Origin of the sequence: Bordetella pertussis 18323, assembly GCF_000306945.1 — a bacterium.
Taxonomy (GTDB): Bacteria; Pseudomonadota; Gammaproteobacteria; order Burkholderiales; family Burkholderiaceae_B; genus Bordetella; species Bordetella pertussis.
Window position 1 is genome coordinate 1,927,509 of record NC_018518.1, and the last position, 18,293, is coordinate 1,945,801.

Consider the following 18,293-nt stretch of genomic DNA (forward strand, 5'->3'; position numbering starts at 1 on the left):
GCAACGCCCATGAAGTACCGCGCGACCGCGCTGCCCCCGCCCCGCCTGAAACTGCTTTGCGCCGCCGGCGCGCTGGCCTTGCTGGCCGCCTGCGGCAGCGCGCCGCCGGCCGACATCACGCTGGCCGGCGCCGCTCCCGCCGCGGCCGGCGCCGAGCCGGCCACCATCGGCGACGTGCGCACCGAGCGCATCCAATGGGCCAGCGCCAAGCCGGGCTGCACCGGCGAATGCCCGCGCGTCGAGATCGACAGCGTGTCCTTCCCCGGCATCCCGGCCCTGAGCGAGCTGGTCGACCGCCAGCTGGCCGCCATGACCGGCGTGGACCAGAACCTGCGCGGCCGCTACCAGACGCTGTCCGAATACACGCAGTACTTCTGGAAAACCGCCCAGGCGCGCGACGCCACCTACTTCAAGGCCAGCGTCAAGGACGTGGTGGGCGACATCGTCGCCGTCGAGCTGGGCACCACCCAGTTCCTGACCGGCGCGGCGCACGGCATCCCCGCCACGCATTACCTGAACTGGCAACGTAGCCAGGGCCGCCCGCTGACGCTGGACGAGGTCCTGATCCCCAGCCGCAAGGCCGAGTATGTCGTCGCCATGCGCGAGGCACACCAGCGATGGCTGGCCGCCAACGAAGACGCGCAGCACGACCGCGCCGCCTACGACCGCATGTGGCCGTTCCAGGAAACCACCAATTTCGCCCTCACCCGCCAGGGGCTGGTGGTCAAGTACGACGCCTATACCATCGCGCCGTATTCGCACGGACAGCCGGAAATCCTCATTCCCTACGAGCGCCTGCGCGGCGTTCTGCGCCCCGAGTTCATCCCGGCGGGCTGAGCGCCGGCGGCGGGCGCCGCCGAACAACGCGGCGCAAGGCCCGTTGTTCGCGCCTTTGCCGCGCGCCGGCCGCGCCTATCATGCGGCTGCCGCGCAGCGAGCGCCCCTCTACGACCGCACCGCCCATGACCGAATCCGCCCGTCCCACGCCCGCCACCATCCTGCTGTACACCGAGGAGCAGCGCGGCAACCAATGGGTCGAGTCCATCGTCGTGGGCATGCTCTCGGATATCTCGGGCGCCGACAAGCTGGTGGTCATCAAGGATCCGCACAGCGGCATCAAGTTCGTCTATCGCGTCGAACACGATTGCAACAACCTGGACGCGGCCGCCATCACCGAGCTCGACGAGACCCATTTCGACGGCAAGCGCACCACCGCCATCAACGGCATGAACTACCGGATGGGCAACCCCGACAGCGCCATGAAGCTGCTGCGCGCCAAGCCGCGCTGGATCCAGGACAAGGGCGCCGTGCTGTCGGTGCTGTTGCGCAACGCCGCCGCGCGCAGCACCAGCTTCGTCAGCCGCCGCATCGACCGCGAGCGCCTGACGCGCGTGCCGGCCGACGCGCCGGTCGAGCGCCTGCCCCAGCCCTGACCAACGCGGGCGCGCGCCCATTCCACGTTACAATTGCCGCCTGTCGCCACGGACGCCGCGCGCGGCCCGTCTGTATCCGTTCCCACCAGTGCGGCGCCTGCCCGGCGCCGTTCGCCGAACCCATACATGCCCTTCAAAGACCAGCTTTTTCTCGCCAGCCAGTATCTCGCTCCGCATCACCTGGTCTCGCGCCTGATGGGCCGCGTGGCGGATTGCCGCGCCCCCGAAATCAAGAACCGCATGATTGCGCGCTTCGTACGCCGCTACAACGTCGACATGAGCGAAGCCCTGGTCGAGGACCCGCTGGCCTACGCCAGCTTCAACGACTTCTTCACGCGCGCGCTCAAGCCGGACGCCCGCCCGCTGGACGACGAGCCCGGCGCGGCGCTGTGCCCGGCCGACGGCGCCATCAGCCAGATCGGCGCCATCGACAACGGCCGCATCTTCCAGGCCAAGGGCCACAGCTTCGGGCTGACCGACCTGCTGGGCGGCGACGCCGAGCGCGCCGCGCCGTTTGCCGGCGGCCAGTTCGCCACCATCTACCTGTCGCCGCGCGACTACCACCGCGTGCACATGCCCCTGGCCGGCACGCTGCGCGAAATGGTGCACGTGCCCGGCCGCCTGTTTTCCGTGAACCCGCTGACCGCGCGCAGCGTGCCGGAACTGTTCGCGCGCAACGAACGCGTGGCCTGCCTGTTCGACACCGAGCATGGCCCCATGGCGCTGGTGCTGGTCGGCGCCATGATCGTCGCGTCCATCGAAACCGTCTGGGCCGGCCTGGTGACGCCGCACAAGCGCCAGGTGCGCAGCGTCCGCTACGACGCCGCCGCCCGTGCGCCCATCCATCTGGACAAGGGCGCCGAAATGGGCCGCTTCAAGCTGGGCTCCACCGTCATCGTGCTGTTCGGCCCCAAGCGCTTGCGCTGGCTGGACCTGCCCTCGGTACGCGGGCCGGTACGGATGGGCGAAACCCTGGCATTGCCCGCCAGCACCGCCATTTCATTTCCAGAAAGCGAATAAACATCTCATAATAAATTCGCTTTATCGATACATGAGGGCTTGCTAGATTGCGGCCTGGCCATCGCCGCCGTTTCTGGAGCTCTCATGTCGTCTTCCGCACTGCCCCTGTCCGCCGCCTCCGCCGCCCGCGCCGCCGCCTGCCGCGGCCGATTTTCGGCTACGTGGCGGGCGCGGCCGAGGACAACCAGGCACACGACGACAACCGGCGCGCCTTCGCCGAATACGGATTCCTGCCGCGCGTGCTGGTGGACGTCTCGGCGCGTCATACGCGCACCGAGCTCTTCGGCCAGGAATGGGCCGCGCCCTTTGGCGTCGCCCCCATGGGCATCAGCGCCCTGTCGGCCTACCGCGGCGACATCGTGCTGGCCCGCGCGGCGCGCGCGGCGGGCATCCCCGCCATCATGAGCGGATCGTCGCTCATCCCGCTCGAGGAAGTGGCGCGCCAGGCGCCGGGCACCTGGTTCCAGGCCTACCTGCCCGGCGACCCCGGGCGCATCGACGCGCTGGTCGAGCGCGTGGCGCGCGCCGGCTACTGGACGCTGGTGCTGACCGTGGACATTCCAGTCTCGGCCAACCGCGAGAACAATGTGCGCACGGGCTTCTCCACCCCGCTCAAGCCTGGCCTGCGGCTGGCTTGGGACGGCCTGAGCCGCCCGCGCTGGCTGGCCGGCACCTTCCTGCGCACCCTGCTGGCGCACGGGATGCCGCATTTCGAGAACTCGTTCGCCACGCGCGGCGCGCCCATCCTGTCGGCCAACGTGCTGCGCGATTTCTCGGCGCGCGACCACCTGGACTGGAGCCATGTGCAGCGCATCCGCCGGTCCTGGCGCGGCGAGCTGGTCATCAAGGGCATCATGCATCCGCGCGACGCCGCCCTGGCGCGCGCCCATGGGGCCGACGGCATCATCGTCTCGAACCACGGCGGGCGCCAGCTCGATGGCGCCTGCGCGCCCCTGCGCGTGCTGCCCGACATCGCCGAGGCGGCCGGCGCCATGGCCGTCATGATGGACAGCGGCATCCGGCGCGGCGGCGACGTGCTCAAGGCGCTGGCGCTGGGGGCGCGCTTCGTGTTCCTGGGCCGGCCCTTCAACTATGCCGCCGCGGTGGGCGGCGAAGCCGGCGTGGCGCACGCCATCGGCCTGCTGCGCGAGGAGATCGACCGCAACATGGCCATGCTGGGCGTGACGCGCTGCACCGCCATGGCGCCCGGGCTGCTGCGCCGTCTGTAAGGCGCGGTCCCCTCACTCCCAGGGGAAGTCGATCAGTTCGCCATACAGGCGGCGCAGGGTCGCCTTGACCTCGGGCGAGGACTGGTAGATGCGGATGAAGGCCAGCAAGCGCGGATCCTGCGCCCGCTCGGGCGTGGCGACCCAGCGGATGGCGTAGCGGCGCACCGTCTCGGGGTCGGTGTTGTCGAATGCCAGCCCGTCCTTTTCGTCGATGCCCGCGTGCTTGGCGAAGGTGGTGTAGGTGACCGAGGCCGTCACGTCGTCGAAGGTGCGCGCCGACTGCGAGCCTTCCAGCTGCACCAGCTTGATGCGCCGCGGATTGTCGGTGACATCCTGCAGCGTGGCCTGGTGCCCGGCGCCGGGCTTGAGCCCGATCAGCCCGATCGAGGCCAGCAGCTGCAGCGCGCGCCCGGTATTGACCGGGTCGTTGGGCACGGCGATGGTCGCGCCCTGCGGGATGGCATCGCCTTTCTTCAGTTTCTTCGAGAACAGGCCGATGGTGGTGGAATAACCGTACGCGATCGGCGTGAGGTGCGTGCCCCGGCTGCGGTTGAACAATTGCAGGAAAGGCTCGTGCTGGAAGAAATTGGCGTCGATCGAGCCTTCGGCCGCGGCGATGTTGGGCATGACCCAGTCGTTGAACTCGATCAGCTTGACCTCCAGCCCCTGCGCCCGCGCCTGCGCGATGGCGATCTCGGTGGCCTCGTTGGCCACGCTGGCGATCACGCCTATGCGCAGCGGCGCCTGCTGGGCCGCGCCCGCGCCGGCCGCCGCGCACCACAGCGCCAGCGCGCCCAACCATTGCATCCAGCCGCTTCGAATCCGCATTGCCGCCTCGCCTTGCGCCAAAAATCCCATTGTGCCGCACGGGCCGCGCGGCCGGGCCGGTAGCCCTGCGCCCGGCAAGGGGATCAGGCTGCCGCGGGACGGGTACAGGACGTGGCGCCGCGGGGCATGGCCCTCACTGGCGCGGCCCGCCGGGCGCCAGGCGCGGATCGTAGATGAACTTCTCGCGCCGCGCCACCCGCACGCTCGCGGCATCGGGATGCTGCGGATTGATCAGCAGATTGCAGTCCGGCACCCCGCGGCACGGCACGATGGCGCTGGGCAGCTGCAGCAGGGCCGAGCCGTTGCCGCGCACCCAGGCGTCGCCGATGCGCTGCGACACTTCGGCAAACGGCACCGCGTCCCAGAAGGGATGGCGCTTGTGCAGCGCGTCGACCTCCAGGACCTGGCGCGCCTCGTACACCGCGCGCGGCACCACGATCTCGATCAGGTAACGGTTGGCCTGCGCGGTGGCCGGCGCGGCGAAATGCACCACGGTCTCCAGCACCGCCAGCGCCACGCAGGACGAGGCGTACACCACGGCGGTGCCCGGACTGTTGTAGCGCCCGCCCACCGCCGCCGCGCCGGCGCCGGCGCCGCTCAGGTCGTCGGCGCGGTACTTGCCCGCCGTGGTGGCGATGCGCCACAGCGATACATGGCTCAAGCGTAGACCCCGGCGGCGGCGCGGGCCAGGGTATCCTCGACGATGCGGCTGCTGGCGTCCGAGGTCAGCAGCGACAGCGGCTTGACGTTGCCCAGGGCGGGCACCGGCGTATTGAGCCATTGCACCGCTTCGGCGTCGCCGCCCAGCACCTGGCGCGCCACCTTGGTCACGCGCGCCACCCGCGCCAGGCGGTCCGACTCGCCCAGGGGCAGCGCCTGCCCGTCGCGCATCCAGCGCGACAGCGAGGCTGCCTTCACCTCGGTGATGGCCATGATCTCGGACTTGGGCACTTGCAGGTAATCGGCCGCGTCGTCGAGCAGGCGCGGCGACAGCCCGCGCTGCACGCCGTGCGCCATGGCGATCAAGGGACTGTCGACCAGGTCGGCGAAGGAATCGACGCGCGCCTCTTCCTCGAGGGCGCGCTTGCGCGCCGCCGGCGCGCGCCGCTTGGGCGCGCCCCGGGCGGGGCTTTTCTCGGCGATGGCAATGCTCATGGCGGCCTCCTGCACAGGACAGTTAACTCCATTTAGAACATATTATATTCCATATGAAACCCCATCGCAAGACCGGGCGCGCCGCGCGCGGGAGCGCCGGCCCCTTATCATAGGCATCTTTCGTATCCCGCAATTCAAGGAAACCTCATGACGGATCGGCAACTCATCGTGCTGGCGGCGCTCAATATCATGGTCGCCGTAGGCGCCGGCGCGTTCGGCGCACACGGCCTCAGGCGCGTGGTCGACCCCACCCTGCTGGCCATCTGGCACACCGGCGTGCTCTATCACCTCATCCACGCGCTCGGCCTGTTCGTCGTCGCCCTGCTGGGCGCGCGCTTCGGCTCGCCGCTGCTGTCGATGGCCGGCCTGGTCATGTTCATCGGCATCCTGCTGTTCTGCGGCAGCCTGTACGTGCTGGTACTGACCGGCACCCGCTGGCTGGGCGCCGTCACCCCGCTGGGCGGCGTGGCGTTCCTGGCGGCATGGGCGATGGTCGCCTGGGCGGCCTGGCGCGCGCCCGCATGATCGCAACCGCGAACACGCGCGCCGCCTCGCCGCTGGTCGGCATCGCCTGCGTCGCGGTGGGCATCTTCTGTCTTACCCTGAGCGACGCCCAGGCCAAGTGGCTGGGCGAGCGCTACAGCCCGGTGCAGATCCTGTTCCTGCGCGCCCTGATCGCCATGCCCGTCGTGCTGGCGCTGACCGCGTCGCTGGGCGGGCAGCGCGCCCTGCGCACGCAGTATCCGCTAGTTGTGAACTGTCAATAGGTTGTATTCGTCCAGGTTGAGTCTGGAGATGGGTACAGCGCGCCCGATGCCTTGGTGGGGTCGATGCCAGTTGTAGTGGTGTAGCCAGGATTTCATGGCATCGGCTCGGTGTTGGGAGTTCTGGTAGGTGTGAGCGTAAGCCCACTCACGCAAGGCCGACTGGATGAAGCGTTCGGCCTTGCCATTGGTCTGTGGGCGGTAAGGTCGGGTAAAGCGGTGCTTGATGCCCAGCTCATGGCACAGCGCGGCGAAGGCGCGGCTGCGAAAGGCCGAGCCATTGTCGGTGAGCAAGCGCTGGATGGTCACGCCCAGGCACTGGTAGTAGGCCACTGCGTCCTTGAGGAACTGGACGGCGCTGGGGAAGCGCTCGTCGGGGTGGATGTCGGTGAAGGCCACGCGGGCGTGGTCATCGATGGCCACGAAGACGAAGTCCCAGCCGGCCCCCTCAACGGTATCGCGTCGGTTGCCCGTGACCCGGTGGCCAGGGCGCTGGATACGTCCCAGCTTCTTGATGTCGATGTGCAGCAGATCGCCGGGGGCCTGATGCTCGTAGCGCACCACCGGCTCGGCCGGCTCCAGGTCGGCCAGGTGCGACAGACCGGCGCGGGCCAGGACGCGGCTGACGGTGCTGGCTGACACGCCCAGCGCCTGGGCGATGCGCGCTTGGGTCAGCCGCTTGCGGCGCAGCTCCACGATAGCCAGCGCCTTGGCCGGCGCAATCGCTCGGGGCGAGACCGTCGGGCGCGAGGACGCATCGGCCAAGCCCGCCTGGCCCTGAGCCAGGAAGCGGCCCAGCCATTTGCGCACAGTCGGCGCGGTGACCCCATAGGCGCGGGCCGCTTCAGACACACAAACTTGATGGGCGATCAATTGCTGGACCATTTCGAGTCGACGTAGGAAGGTCAATCGGGCATGCTTATGGGTGTTCATCCGGCCGGGCTCCTTGAGTGAACTGGGGGGTCGGCGATTTCCAGTTTCTCAAATCCGGTTCGGATGAACCATGCATACAACCTATTGAATCTTCACAGCTAGTGCACCTGGTGCGTGGCGCCATCAACGTCATCTCGGCCACTTTTTTCTACCTGGGCCTGCAGGCGCTGCCGCTGGCCGAGAACGCCGCCATCGCGTTCGCGGCGCCGCTGTTCGTCACCGCGCTGTCGGTGCTGGTCCTGAAGGAGCGCGTGGACGCGGCGCGCTGGCTGGCGGTGGCGGCAGGCTTTGCCGGCGTGCTGGTCATCGTGCGCCCCGGCTCGGCCAGCATCCAGGCCGCGGCGCTGTGGCCGCTGGCCACGGCGCTGCTGTACGCCGTGATGATGCTGACCGCGCGCGCCATCGGCCGCGGCGAAAGCATGCTGACCACGATGTTCTACATCGTGGCAGGCCAACTGGTGTGCAGCGCCGTGGCCGTGGCCTGGTTCTGGACCACGCCGGTCTGGGCCGACCTGCCCTTTTTCGCCGGCGTGGCGCTGTTCAGCACGCTCGGCCTGACGCTGATCACCCAGGGCTTTCGCATCGGGCCGGCTTCGGTGGTCGCGCCGTTCGACTACACCGGACTGCTGTGGGCCACGCTGCTGGGCTGGCTGTTCTGGCACGAAACGCCGGACCTGCTCGACTGCGTGGGCGCGGCATTCATTGCCAGCAGCGGCCTGTACATCGCCTGGCGCGCCACCAGCCGGCGCCGCAGCTAGGCGCCACCGGCTATTCCAGCGGCGGGTCGAAATGGCGCCGCAGCACCTGCGCCACGTTGGACTCCTCGGCCGCGCGGCGGGCCGCCGCCGCCAGCCTGGGACAGACGCTCTGAAACCATGGCGGCCCCGGCCGCCAGCGCGTCATGACCACGACATACAGGTCCAGCGCGCTGAAACGGCGGCCCAGCACGTGCGGCGCGCCAGCCCCGCGTTCGATCTCCTGCCACAGCTGCGCGCGCCGGTCGTGCACGCGCGTGCGCAGCAGTTCGGCCGCATCGCCCGGCAAGGTCCACTTGGCCGGATCGTCGCCGTAGGTGAAGGTGGCATACACGCCCGCCACCAGGCGCACCAGCGTGTTCCAGAAGCGCGCCCGTTCGGCGCTGCCGGGCGGCGGCGCCAGGCCGGCAGCCGGCGCCACATCGTGCAGGTGCATGACGATGGCCGCGCTTTCGGTCATGACTTCGCCATCGGGCAGCACCAGCGTCGGCACCTGGCCGGTCACGTTCAGGCTCAACAGCCGGTCGCGGCCCGGCCCCGGCTTCAGATAGGGCAAGTCCGTCAGGGTATAGGGCACATTGGCCAGCGCCAGGGCCATCTCGACGATGGCCGACCCGCACCCGCGCGAGCCGATCAGTTCGTACGTGCTCATGATCCGCCTCCTGAAACCGCGGCCGGCGCGACGCGCCATAGCGCGCCCTTGGCCGCATCGGTCAACACATAGATCCCGCCGTCGGGCCCCTGGCGCACATCGCGGATGCGCGCCTTGCGCTCGCCCAGCAGGCGCTCCTCGCTCGCCGTCGAGCTGCAGCCGGATCAGTTCTTCGCTGCCCAATGCGCCGATGAACAGCGAACCGCGCCATTGCGGATACCGGTCCGAGGTGTAGAACGCCATGCCGCTGATGGCCGGCGAGCGCCGCCACCAGTACCGCGGCTCCTGTCCGCCGGGCAGCGTGTCCCCCTTGGCCTCCGGAATCGGCAGGCCCGAGTAATTGATGCCGTGCGTGGCCAGCGGTCAGCCGTAATTGGCGCCGCGCACCACCACGTTGATTTCGTCGCCGCCGCGCGGACCATGCTCGTGCTCCCACAGCTGGCCGTTCCAGGGATTGAGCGCCATGCCCTGCGGATTGCGATGGCCGTACGACCAGATTTCCGGGCGCGCCCCGGCGTGGCCCACGAAGGGATTGTCGGCCGGGACCGATCCGTCGGCATGCAGGCGCACCACCTTGCCCTGCAGCTTGTCCAGGTCCTGCGCCGTGGGCCGGTCATTGTTCTCGCCCAGCGCGACGAACAGGAACCCCTGGCGGTCGAACACCAGGCGCGCGCCGTAGTGCTGGCCGCGCGACAGCTTGGGCTGCTGGCGGAAGATCACGGTGAAGTCGTCCAGCCGCGTCAGGTCGGCCGACAGCCTGCCACGCCCGACCGCCGTGCCGCTGCGGTCCTCGCCGGCCTCGGCGTACGACAGGTAGACCAGGCGGTCACGCGCGAAATCCGGCGACAGCGCCACATCGAGCAGGCCGCCCTGCCCCTGGGCCGCGACCTTGGGCACGCCCTGCAGCGGCGCCGACAGCGCGCCGCCGGGCGCCAGGTGGCGCAGGCGCCCGGGCCTGCACGGCGGACGCATCGGCCTGATGGGCACCTCGGCCACGCTGGCGCTGGGGCTGTACCAGCAGACGCTGCAGCGCCAGGGCTACAGCTGCATCATTCCCGAGCCCGACGAAGTCGAGCGCTACTGCATGGGTTCGATCCGCGCCGTCAAGGCCAACCGCCTGGACCTCGCCTACGAGCCGGCCGCCGAATGCATCGCCCACCTGAAAGCGCGCGGCGCCGATGCCGTGGTGCTGGGCTGCACCGAGCTGCCCCTGGCCGTCCCGCACGCCCTGCGGCCGGGCCTGGGAATCAGGCTGACCGACTCCATCGACGCGCTTGCCCTGGCCGCCATCGAACACTACGAGGCCGACCAGCAGGCGCAGAAGCTGGTCGCGTAACGCTGCGCGCGGGTGCCTGTCCCGGCGGGGACAGGCACCCGCGCCACGGGTCGCTCCCCGTGCGGGAAGCGACACCTCGGCCTACCCGCCCAGATAGGCCTTGCGCACCTGGTCGTTGACCAGCAGGTTGGCGCCCGTGTCGTGCAGCACCACCCGGCCGTTCTCCAGCACGTAGCCGCGGTCGGCCACTTGCAGGGCCTTGTTGGCGTTCTGCTCGACCAGGAACACCGTGACGCCCTGCTCGCGGATGGTGCGGATGATGTCGAAGATCTGCGCGATGATCAACGGCGCCAGGCCCAGCGTGGGTTCGTCCAGCAGCAGCAGCCGAGGCTGCGTCATCAAGGCGCGGCCGATGGCCAGCATCTGCTGCTCGCCGCCCGACATGGTGCCGGCGCGCTGGCCGGCGCGCTCCTTCAGGCGCGGAAACAGCGTGTAGACGTGCTCCAGGCCGGCGTCGACTTCCTCGCGCCTGGAGAAAAAGCCGCCCATCATCAGGTTCTCGGCCACGGTCAGGTCCTTGAAGACCCGCCGCCCCTCGGGCGAGATGGCGATGCCGCTGCGCATGATGTGGTGCGTCTCGGCATGCGTGATGTCCTTGCCCTCGAAGGTGATGACGCCTTCGCGCGCGCGCGGGTTGCCGCATACCGTCATGAGCAAGGTGGTCTTGCCCGCGCCGTTGGCGCCGATCAGGGTGACGATCTCGCCCTGCTTGACCTCCACCGATACGCCGTTGAGCGCCTGGATGGCCCCGTAGTAGGTGTGGATGTTTTCCAGCTTCAGCATTTATTCTTCCCCCAGGTACGCCTTGATGACGCGCGGGTCGTTGCGCACCTCATCGGGGATGCCGGTCGTGATGGGCTTGCCGTGTTCCATGACAAGGATGCGGTCGGATATTCCCATGATCAGGCTCATGTCGTGCTCGATCAGCAGCACCGCGACGCCGAACTCGCGCCGCAACTGATCGATCAGCGACTGCAGGTCGCGCTTTTCCTGCGGGTTCAGGCCGGCGGCCGGCTCGTCGAGCATCAGCAGGCGCGGCTTGGTGATCATGCAGCGCGCGATCTCCAGGCGGCGCTGGTGGCCGTACGCCAGGTTGCCCGCCTCGCGGTTGGCGAATTCGCGCAAGCCCATGAAGTCCAGCCATTGGGCCGCTCGCGTCAGCGCCTCGGCTTCGGCCTGCCGGTAGGATTTCAGCTTGAGCAGGCCCGGCAGCAGGCGCGCCTCGACCTGGGTGTGCTGCGCCACCAGCAGGTTCTCCAGCACCGTCAGCTGCTTGAACAGCCGCACGTTCTGGAACGTGCGCACCAGGCCATGGCGCGCCACCTTGTGGCTGGGCATGCCGGTAATCGGCTTGCCGTCCATCACGATCTCGCCGGCGGTCGGCTTGTAGAAGCCACCCACGCAGTTGAACACCGTGGTCTTGCCGGCGCCGTTGGGGCCGATGATGGCGAACACTTCGTCGCGCCTGACCTCGAAGGCCACGCTGTCGACGGCCAGCAGGCCGCCGAAGCGCATGGTCAGTCCGGATACTTTCAACAGGGTTTCGCTCATTTGCGCAGCTCCACATGCGGACGCTTCATGGGCAGCAATCCCTGCGGACGCCACATCATCATCAATACCATCACCAGGCCGAACATCAGCATGCGGTATTCGGCGAACTCGCGCGCCAGCTCCGGCAGCACCGTCAGCAGGATCGCCGCCAGGATCACCCCGATCTGCGAGCCCATCCCGCCCAGCACCACGATGGCCAGGATCAGCGCCGATTCGATGAAGGTGAACGACTCGGGGTTGACCATGCCCTGGCGGGCCGCGAAGAAGGCGCCGCCGAAACCGGCGAACATGGCGCCCAGCGTGAAGGCCGACAGCTTGATGCGCGTGGGGTTCAGGCCCAGCGAGCGGCAGGCGATCTCGTCTTCGCGCAGCGCCTCCCAGGCGCGCCCCACCGGCATGCGGATCAGCCGCGTGGAGACGAACAGCGTCGCCAGCGCCAACGCCAGCGCCATCAGGTACAGGTAGATCACCATGTGCTGGTTCTGGAAAGTCCAGCCCATGATCTCATGGAAGGTCTGGCCGCCTTCCGTGCTGGCGCGGCGCGCCATTTCCATGCCCAGCACGCTGGGCTTGGGCAGGCCGGATATGCCGTCCGGGCCGCCGGTCAGCATGTTCAGATTGATGAGCAGCAGGCGGATGATTTCGCCAAAGCCCAGCGTGACGATGGCCAGGTAGTCGCCGCGCAGGCGCAGCACCGGAAAGCCCAGCACGAAGCCGAACAGCGCCGCGACCGCGCCCGAGAACGGCAGCGCTTCCCAGAAGCTCCAGCCGCCCCAGTGGTAAAGCAAGGCGTAGGTATAGGCCCCGACCGCGTAAAAGCCCACGAAGCCCAGGTCGAGCAGGCCGGCGAAGCCGACCACGATGTTCAGCCCCAGGCCCAGCATGACGTAGATCAGCACCAGCGTGGCGATGTCCACCGAGCTGCGCCCGCTGAAGAACGGCCAGATCACCGAGACGGCGATCAGCAGCACGACCAGCCATTTGTGGCCGCGCGCCAGCGCCGACGGCAGCGTCGGCAGGCCTGTTTTCAGCGCCTTGAAGGGCTTGGAAATCCACGGGCGCAACAGTTGGAACGCAAAAACCAGCGCGCAGGCCAGCGCGACCAGGTCCCAGCGCGGCTCCATCAGGGTGCGCGCGCCCTGGCGCACCAGCTGCAGGCCGAAGATCGGCGTCACGATGACGGCGGTCATGACCGCGGCGATCGTGGCATTCTTGAGAGGACTTTGTTGGGTCATCAGACTTTTTCCACCTCAGGTTTGCCGAGCAGCCCGGTGGGACGGAACAGCAGGATCAGCACCAGCAGCGCAAAAGCCACGATGTCCTTGTATTGCGATGAGATGTAGGCGGCCGCGAAGGTTTCGGCCAGGCCCAGCAGCACGCCGCCCAGCATCGCGCCGGGAATGCTGCCGATGCCGCCCAGCACCGCGGCGGTGAACGCCTTGATGCCCGCCAGGAAGCCGATGAACGGATTCAGCTTGCCGATGGTGATGGCGATCAGCACGCCTCCCACCGCGGCCAGCATGGCGCCCAGCACGAAGGTGAAGGAAATCACCCGGTTGGTGTCGATGCCCAGCAGGTTGGCCATGTGCATGTCCTGCGAGCAGGCGCGCGAGGCGCGCCCCATGCGCGAATACTTGATGAACAGCGTGAGCGCCACCATCAGCACCACAGTCACCACGATGATCATGATGCGCGAATACGGTACGGTGACGTCGAAGCTGGAACCCATGTGGAACTGCACCGCGCCCGAGACCAGCGCCGGCACGGCCATGTCGCGCGCGCCCTGCCCGAGGGCGACCCAGTTCTGCAGGAAGATCGACATGCCGATGGCCGAGATCAGCGCCACCAGGCGGGGGCTGCCGCGCACGGGCCGGTACGCCACGCGTTCGACGCTATAGCCGTAGACGCCGGTCACGAAGATGGCGACCACCAGCATGGCGGCGATGATGAAAGGCAGCGGCAGGCCGCTGTTGGTGCCGATGGCCGTCAGCGTGACCAGGCCGACGTAGGCGCCGATCATGTAGATCTCGCCGTGGGCGAAGTTGATCATACCGATGATGCCGTAGACCATTGTGTAGCCAATGGCAATCAACGCGTAGATCGCCCCCAGGGACAGTCCGTTGAAGAACTGCTGGGTAAGTTGTGGGATGAGGTCTGACATGTTTACTCGTGCTCCAAATGGCTCCGGCTCCGGTAGTGCGACCCGGAGCCGGAAACCTGGGCGTACGTTGAGGCGCCGGCGGATAGCCGGCCCGTCGCGTGTTTACAGCTGGGTCTTCTTGCCGTTCTTGTCCCACTTGAAGACGGCGAACTCGAAGTCCTTCAGGTCGCCCTTGGCGTCGTACTCGACCTTGCCGATGGCGGTGTTGAAGGTGTTCTTGTGCAGGTGGTCGGCCACCTTGGCGGGGTCTTCGCCCACCGCGTTGATGCTTTCGGCCAGTAGTTGCACCGCGGCATAGGCCGGCATCTGGAACGCGCCGTCGGGGTCGCGCTTGGCGTCCTGGAACGCCTTGACCACCCCTTCATTGCCAGGCAGCTTGGTGAAGTCCGACGGCAGCGTCACCAGCAGCCCGTCGATGGCCGGGCCGGCGATGGCCACCAGGTCCTGGTTGGCGGTGCCTTCCGGTCCCATGAACTGCACGTTCAGGCCCTGTTCGCGCGCCTGGCGCAGCAGCAGGCCCAGCTCGGGGTGGTAGCCGCCGAAGTAGACGAAGTCCACGCCGGCCGACTTCAGCTTGGTGATGATGGCCGAGTAGTCGCTGTCGCCGACGTTGATGCCCTCGAACAGCGCCACGTTGACCTTGTTGCGCTCCAGCGTGTCCTTGACCTGGGTCGCCACGCCCGAGCCGTAGGTCTGCTTGTCGTGCAGCACGGCCACCTTCTTGGGCTTGATCGTGTTGGCGATGTAGCGGGCGGCGAACGGGCCCTGCTGGTCGTCGCGGCCGATGGTGCGGAAGAAGAAATGCGGCTTGATGGTGTCGGTCACCAGCGACGAGGTGGCGCCCGGGGTGATGGCGACGATGCCTTCCTGTTCGTAGACGTTGACCGCGGCCACCGTCACGCCCGAGCATGCATGCGCCACGGCGAACTTGGCGCCCGAGTTGACCACGCGGTTGGCCGCCGGCACGGCCTGCTTCGGTTCGCAGCCGTCGTCGATCAGGATGGGCTCCAGCTTCTTGCCCTTCACGCCGCCCTTGGCGTTGATGGTTTCGATCGCGGTGAGCGCGCCGGCCTGGATCTGGTCGCCGTATTGGGTATTGGGACCGGTCATGGGCTGGGGAATGCCGATCTTGATCGTGTCGGCGGCATGCACGGCGCCCGCAAAGGCGAGTGCGCCGAGTGCAACGGCAAGCGGGGTAAAGCGTTGCGAAAACTTCATGCGGAATTCTCCCGGCTAGAGGTTTTGAGCGGCTTTGCATCGGACTGCGCAACAGGGTGGGCTGCGCATCGCAACGGGCATTGCCGGCTTCTTGGGCAAAAAAGCAATGTGGCCGGTATTCTGCGAGCTAGGAAGAAGCGTGTCACTGCGTGTAATCCCCAATGTTTGGGACCCCGTCGAAATGCGTGACACATGACGCCGTGAATTGCCGCGTGAGCCTTATACGACGCGGCTTTCACGAAACTTACGCCGCGTCGTCCCAGACCCGGTTCAACGCCCCGTCGAGGCCTGGGCGGGCCGCGCCTCGGCCGGCCGCGCCAGGTTCCACATCAGCGCCCGGAACGGCGCCAGCATGCTGATATTGACGGCCAGCTTGATCGCCAGGTCGCCCAGCATCCAGGTGACCCAGGGCGTATCGGAGCCGGCGAACGCCACGCTGAAGAACACCGCCGTGTCCGCCACCGCTCCGATCACGCCGGAGATCAGCGGGGCGCGCCACCAGCGCTGGTCGCGCAGCCGGTCGAACACCCGGATATCGATCAACTGCGCGCACAGGTAGGCCAGGCCCGAAGCCAGCGCGATACGCGGCGAGGCCACCCAGACCGACACCGCCAGCGCCGCGGCGAAGCCGAACCAGGCCACCCGGCGCGCCGCGTCCGGCCCGTAGCGCCGGTTCAGCACGTCGGTGACCAGGAATGCCACCGGATAGGACAGGCCGCCCCAGGTCAGCCAGTCGTTCAGGGGCACCTGCACCAGGATATTGGACCCCACCACCACCAGGCCCATGCAAAACACCGCCAGCAGGAACGGGCCGCTGCGCAGCGGCTCGTAGCGGCGCGACGCCGAACTCATCGGCCGAACTCCTCGGCCAGCTCGCGCGACCGGCGCGCGGCGGCCTGCATGGCGCGCTCGACCAGGCCGGCGAAGTCGCCCTGGGCGTACACGTCCAGCGCGGCGGCGGTGGTGCCTCCCTTGGAGGTGACCCGCTCGCGCAGCACGGCCGGCGGTTCATCCGATTGCGCTGCCAGCCGCGTGGCGCCGGCCAGCGTGCCCAGCGCCAGCTGGCGCGCCTGCTCGTCGGTCAGCCCGACGGCGCGGCCGCCGGCGATCAGCGCCTCGATGAACAGGAACACATAGGCCGGGCCGCTGCCCGACAGCGCGGTCACGGCGTCCAGCCCGGCGTCGCCGTCGACCCAGACCACCTCGCCCACCGAAGTGAGCAGCTGGCCGGCCAGTTCGCGGTCCTGCGGGGTCACGCCCGGCAAGGCGGCCAGGCCGGTCATCCCCGCCCCCACCAGCGCCGGCGTATTGGGCATGCAGCGCACCAGGCGCTGCCATGGCTGGCCCGGTTCGCCCAGCCAGCCGGCCAGCGTATCGGCGCGGATGCCCGCCGCCACGCTGACGATCAGCGTGTCCGGGCGCAGCCACGGGCGCGTGCCGGCCACGGCCTCGCGCATATGCTGCGGCTTGACCGCATAGACCCACACCCGGCAGCCTGCCAGGGTGGCGTCCGGCGCCGCCGCGGCGCTCATGCCGCGGGCGCGCCAGCCGGCGTGCGAGTCCGCATTGATGTCGACGACATGGATATTGGCTGCCGGGCAGACCTTGCCGGCCAGGCCGCTGGCCAGGGCAGCGGCCATGTTGCCGCCGCCGATGAACGCGATGGAGAGATCGTTTTTCATAGTGCCGTGATTGTAAACCGCCGCCCCAGGATGCAGAATGGCCTCACCGGGCGATCGGCCCTGGAAGGCAGGCCGGGCGCGGCCCGGCGTTTGACAGCACCGGGCTGTGGTGTAAAAGTCACGCCTTTGTCACAAACAATTCATAAGGTGTCACACTTTCGCATTGCGCGAACCGCCGATGCGATGGTCTACAACCGGAGGAACCCCTTCATGAGATCCCAACGTCTAGCGCTCACTTTCGCCGCCGTCATGGCCGCGCTCGCCGGTGCCTCGGCGCACGCCGCCACTGAAATCCAGTTCTGGCACTCGATGGAAGGCGCGCTCGGCGATCGCGTCAACGGCCTGGTCGAGGAGTTCAACAAGCAGAACGCCGACTACCAGATCAAGGCGGTCTACAAGGGCAACTACGGCGAATCGATGAACGCCGGCATCGCGGCCTTTCGCGCCGGCAACGCGCCGGACATCCTGCAAGTGTTCGAAGTCGGCACCGCCACCATGATGTACGCCAAGGGCGCCATCAAGCCGGTGCAGCAGATGTCCGAGGAAGTGGGCGACCCCATCGATCCCAAGCAATTCATCGGCGCGGTCGCGGGGTACTACTCGTCGCCCGAGGGCAAGCTGGTATCCATGCCCTTCAACAGCTCCACCGTGGTGTTCTACTACAACAAGGACGCCTTCAAGAAGGCCGGCCTGGACGCCGACAAACCGCCCAAGACCTGGGAAGAGCTGGCCGCCGTCGGCCAGAAGCTGAAGGCAGCCGGCCAGGAATGCGGCTACACCACCTCCTGGCCGTCCTGGGTGCAGCTGGAGACCTTCTCGGCCTGGCACAACGTGCCCTATGCCACCAAGGACAACGGCTTCGCCGGCCTGGACGCCCGCCTGGCGGTCGACACGCCCCTGCACGTGCGCCATCTCGACAACCTCGCCAAGCTGGCCAAGGAAGGCATCTTCATGTACGGCGGGCGCGGCGACGAGCCCAACTCGCTGTTCATCAGCGGCAAGTGCGCCATGATCACCGGCTCGAGCGGCCTGCGCGCCAACATCGCCAAGAACGCCAAGTTCGAGTTCGGCACCTCGACCCTGCCCTACTACAGCGACGTGCAGGGCGCGCCGCAGAACACCATCATCGGCGGCGCCTCGCTGTGGGTCTTCGCCAACAAGAAACCCGAGACCTACAAGGGCGTGACCAAGTTCTTCAAGTTCCTGGCCAGCCCCGAGATCGCCGCCCGCTGGCACCAGCAGACCGGCTACGTGCCGGTGACCAAGGCCGCCTACGAACTGACGCAGAAGCAGGGCTTCTACGACAAGAATCCCGGCACCGACGTCGGCGTCAAGCAGCTGAACGTGGAAACCACCGCGCAGTCGCGCGGCCTGCGCCTGGGCTACCTGCCGCAGATCCGCGAGATCGAGGACGCCGAGATCGAACGCATCGTCGCGGGCAAGGTGCCGGCCAAGGACGGCCTGCAGAGCATCGTCAAGCGCGGCAACGAGCTGCTGGAGAAGTTCGAGAAAAGTGTAAAGTAGCGGGCTTTTCGCCCGGCGCCAGGCGGCCTGGCGCATGATGCGTCATGCGCCG

General features: G+C 68.2%; 19 protein-coding genes and 3 pseudogenes. 9 read left to right on the forward strand and 13 right to left on the reverse strand.

Annotation, left to right across the window (positions count from 1 at the left end; genetic code table 11):
* Positions 1–9: 9 nt before the first annotated feature.
* The 4 genes from BN118_RS09095 (at position 10) to BN118_RS09110 (ending at position 3,682) form a co-directional block, all read left to right on the forward strand.
* Positions 10–837, forward strand: a complete 828-nt coding sequence (locus tag BN118_RS09095) for an RsiV family protein (protein ID WP_010930294.1) — start codon at positions 10–12, stop codon at positions 835–837.
* 125 nt (positions 838–962) lie between these two features.
* A complete protein-coding gene (locus BN118_RS09100) occupies positions 963–1,433 on the forward strand; it encodes a hypothetical protein (RefSeq protein ID WP_010930293.1) in 471 nt (156 codons plus the stop codon).
* Between the two features lie 126 nt (positions 1,434–1,559).
* Positions 1,560–2,453: an archaetidylserine decarboxylase gene (gene asd, locus BN118_RS09105; protein ID WP_003811301.1), complete on the forward strand. Its 894-nt coding sequence runs from the start codon at positions 1,560–1,562 to the stop codon at positions 2,451–2,453.
* 47 nt (positions 2,454–2,500) lie between these two features.
* On the forward strand, positions 2,501–3,682 hold the full coding sequence (locus BN118_RS09110) for an alpha-hydroxy acid oxidase (RefSeq protein WP_010930292.1): 1,182 nt from the start codon (positions 2,501–2,503) through the stop codon (positions 3,680–3,682).
* 12 nt (positions 3,683–3,694) lie between these two features.
* Here BN118_RS09110 and BN118_RS09115 read toward each other — a convergent pair whose 3' ends face one another.
* The 3 genes from BN118_RS09115 to BN118_RS09125 form a co-directional block, all read right to left on the reverse strand.
* The gene (locus BN118_RS09115; protein WP_003811298.1) at positions 3,695–4,510 is read right to left on the reverse strand and encodes a MetQ/NlpA family ABC transporter substrate-binding protein; all 816 of its coding nucleotides are present in this window, start codon (positions 4,508–4,510) and stop codon (positions 3,695–3,697) included.
* Positions 4,511–4,643: 133 nt separating this feature from the next.
* Positions 4,644–5,171 carry an RES family NAD+ phosphorylase gene (locus BN118_RS09120; protein WP_010930291.1) on the reverse strand — a complete coding sequence of 176 codons (528 nt, stop codon included), beginning with the start codon at positions 5,169–5,171 and terminating at the stop codon, positions 4,644–4,646.
* On the reverse strand, positions 5,168–5,665 hold the full coding sequence (locus BN118_RS09125; RefSeq protein WP_003811295.1) for a DUF2384 domain-containing protein: 498 nt from the start codon (positions 5,663–5,665) through the stop codon (positions 5,168–5,170). The genes BN118_RS09120 and BN118_RS09125 overlap by 4 nt, the downstream gene beginning before the upstream one ends.
* A gap of 147 nt (positions 5,666–5,812) precedes the next feature.
* Here BN118_RS09125 and BN118_RS09130 point away from each other — a divergent pair, with 147 nt between their 5' ends.
* Positions 5,813–6,190, forward strand: coding sequence for a DUF423 domain-containing protein (locus BN118_RS09130; RefSeq protein WP_003811293.1), 378 nt, complete (start codon positions 5,813–5,815; stop codon positions 6,188–6,190).
* A pseudogene (locus tag BN118_RS09135) lies at positions 6,187–6,417 on the forward strand (EamA/RhaT family transporter); the annotation flags it as partial. The gene BN118_RS09130 and the pseudogene BN118_RS09135, both read left to right, overlap by 4 nt.
* On the opposite strand, the gene BN118_RS09140 reads toward BN118_RS09135, so the two are convergent.
* Positions 6,412–7,362 (reverse strand): IS481-like element IS481 family transposase, encoded by a 951-nt coding sequence (locus BN118_RS09140; protein WP_014905759.1) that lies wholly within the window; start codon positions 7,360–7,362, stop codon positions 6,412–6,414. The pseudogene BN118_RS09135 and the gene BN118_RS09140 overlap by 6 nt on opposite strands.
* A 74-nt stretch (positions 7,363–7,436) precedes the next feature.
* On the opposite strand from BN118_RS09140, the gene BN118_RS09145 reads away from it, so the two are divergent.
* Positions 7,437–8,120: a DMT family transporter gene (locus tag BN118_RS09145; RefSeq protein WP_080265467.1), complete on the forward strand. Its 684-nt coding sequence runs from the start codon at positions 7,437–7,439 to the stop codon at positions 8,118–8,120.
* 10 nt (positions 8,121–8,130) lie between these two features.
* On the opposite strand, the gene BN118_RS09150 is transcribed toward BN118_RS09145, so the two are convergent.
* Positions 8,131–8,769, reverse strand: coding sequence for a glutathione S-transferase (locus BN118_RS09150; protein ID WP_014905760.1), 639 nt, complete (start codon positions 8,767–8,769; stop codon positions 8,131–8,133).
* A pseudogene (locus tag BN118_RS09155) lies at positions 8,766–9,732 on the reverse strand (PQQ-dependent sugar dehydrogenase); the annotation flags it as partial. The gene BN118_RS09150 and the pseudogene BN118_RS09155, both read right to left, overlap by 4 nt.
* Between BN118_RS09155 and BN118_RS09160 the strand changes: the two are divergent.
* Positions 9,713–10,105, forward strand: a pseudogene (locus BN118_RS09160) (aspartate/glutamate racemase family protein); the annotation flags it as partial. The pseudogenes BN118_RS09155 and BN118_RS09160 overlap by 20 nt on opposite strands.
* A gap of 81 nt (positions 10,106–10,186) precedes the next feature.
* Here the strand turns inward: BN118_RS09160 and BN118_RS09165 are convergent.
* The 7 genes from BN118_RS09165 to proC form a co-directional block, all read right to left on the reverse strand.
* Positions 10,187–10,888, reverse strand: a complete 702-nt coding sequence (locus BN118_RS09165; RefSeq protein ID WP_003811279.1) for an ABC transporter ATP-binding protein — start codon at positions 10,886–10,888, stop codon at positions 10,187–10,189.
* Positions 10,889–11,656, reverse strand: coding sequence for a high-affinity branched-chain amino acid ABC transporter ATP-binding protein LivG (gene livG / locus BN118_RS09170; RefSeq protein ID WP_003811277.1), 768 nt, complete (start codon positions 11,654–11,656; stop codon positions 10,889–10,891).
* On the reverse strand, positions 11,653–12,891 hold the full coding sequence (locus BN118_RS09175; RefSeq protein ID WP_010930285.1) for a high-affinity branched-chain amino acid ABC transporter permease LivM: 1,239 nt from the start codon (positions 12,889–12,891) through the stop codon (positions 11,653–11,655). Before BN118_RS09175 ends, livG begins: the two co-directional genes overlap by 4 nt.
* Complete coding sequence (gene livH, locus BN118_RS09180; RefSeq protein ID WP_003811272.1) at positions 12,891–13,817, reverse strand: high-affinity branched-chain amino acid ABC transporter permease LivH; 927 nt, start codon at positions 13,815–13,817, stop codon at positions 12,891–12,893. Before livH ends, BN118_RS09175 begins: the two co-directional genes overlap by 1 nt.
* A gap of 102 nt (positions 13,818–13,919) precedes the next feature.
* Complete coding sequence (locus tag BN118_RS09185; RefSeq protein ID WP_010930286.1) at positions 13,920–15,035, reverse strand: branched-chain amino acid ABC transporter substrate-binding protein; 1,116 nt, start codon at positions 15,033–15,035, stop codon at positions 13,920–13,922.
* Positions 15,036–15,305: 270 nt separating this feature from the next.
* The gene (locus BN118_RS09190; protein WP_003811269.1) at positions 15,306–15,887 is read right to left on the reverse strand and encodes a queuosine precursor transporter; all 582 of its coding nucleotides are present in this window, start codon (positions 15,885–15,887) and stop codon (positions 15,306–15,308) included.
* Positions 15,884–16,717, reverse strand: a complete 834-nt coding sequence (gene proC, locus BN118_RS09195; protein WP_003811267.1) for a pyrroline-5-carboxylate reductase — start codon at positions 16,715–16,717, stop codon at positions 15,884–15,886. Before proC ends, BN118_RS09190 begins: the two co-directional genes overlap by 4 nt.
* A gap of 210 nt (positions 16,718–16,927) precedes the next feature.
* Here proC and ugpB point away from each other — a divergent pair, with 210 nt between their 5' ends.
* Positions 16,928–18,241, forward strand: coding sequence for a sn-glycerol-3-phosphate ABC transporter substrate-binding protein UgpB (gene ugpB, locus BN118_RS09200; RefSeq protein ID WP_014905761.1), 1,314 nt, complete (start codon positions 16,928–16,930; stop codon positions 18,239–18,241).
* Positions 18,242–18,293: the final 52 nt, after the last annotated feature.

Excerpts from the sequence above, each read along its gene's own strand:
- BN118_RS09095 (WP_010930294.1), top strand. The coding sequence starts at position 10 with ATGAAGTACCGCGCGACCGCGCTGCCCCCGCCCCGCCTGAAACTGCTT.
- BN118_RS09100 (WP_010930293.1), top strand. The coding sequence starts at position 963 with ATGACCGAATCCGCCCGTCCCACGCCCGCCACCATCCTGCTGTACACC.
- asd (WP_003811301.1), top strand. The coding sequence starts at position 1,560 with ATGCCCTTCAAAGACCAGCTTTTTCTCGCCAGCCAGTATCTCGCTCCG.
- BN118_RS09115 (WP_003811298.1), bottom strand. The coding sequence starts at position 4,510 with ATGCGGATTCGAAGCGGCTGGATGCAATGGTTGGGCGCGCTGGCGCTG.
- BN118_RS09125 (WP_003811295.1), bottom strand. The coding sequence starts at position 5,665 with ATGAGCATTGCCATCGCCGAGAAAAGCCCCGCCCGGGGCGCGCCCAAG.
- BN118_RS09130 (WP_003811293.1), top strand. The coding sequence starts at position 5,813 with ATGACGGATCGGCAACTCATCGTGCTGGCGGCGCTCAATATCATGGTC.
- BN118_RS09140 (WP_014905759.1), bottom strand. The coding sequence starts at position 7,362 with ATGAACACCCATAAGCATGCCCGATTGACCTTCCTACGTCGACTCGAA.
- BN118_RS09150 (WP_014905760.1), bottom strand. The coding sequence starts at position 8,769 with ATGAGCACGTACGAACTGATCGGCTCGCGCGGGTGCGGGTCGGCCATC.
- BN118_RS09165 (WP_003811279.1), bottom strand. The coding sequence starts at position 10,888 with ATGCTGAAGCTGGAAAACATCCACACCTACTACGGGGCCATCCAGGCG.
- livG (WP_003811277.1), bottom strand. The coding sequence starts at position 11,656 with ATGAGCGAAACCCTGTTGAAAGTATCCGGACTGACCATGCGCTTCGGC.
- BN118_RS09175 (WP_010930285.1), bottom strand. The coding sequence starts at position 12,891 with ATGACCCAACAAAGTCCTCTCAAGAATGCCACGATCGCCGCGGTCATG.
- livH (WP_003811272.1), bottom strand. The coding sequence starts at position 13,817 with ATGTCAGACCTCATCCCACAACTTACCCAGCAGTTCTTCAACGGACTG.
- BN118_RS09185 (WP_010930286.1), bottom strand. The coding sequence starts at position 15,035 with ATGAAGTTTTCGCAACGCTTTACCCCGCTTGCCGTTGCACTCGGCGCA.
- BN118_RS09190 (WP_003811269.1), bottom strand. The coding sequence starts at position 15,887 with ATGAGTTCGGCGTCGCGCCGCTACGAGCCGCTGCGCAGCGGCCCGTTC.
- proC (WP_003811267.1), bottom strand. The coding sequence starts at position 16,717 with ATGAAAAACGATCTCTCCATCGCGTTCATCGGCGGCGGCAACATGGCC.
- ugpB (WP_014905761.1), top strand. The coding sequence starts at position 16,928 with ATGAGATCCCAACGTCTAGCGCTCACTTTCGCCGCCGTCATGGCCGCG.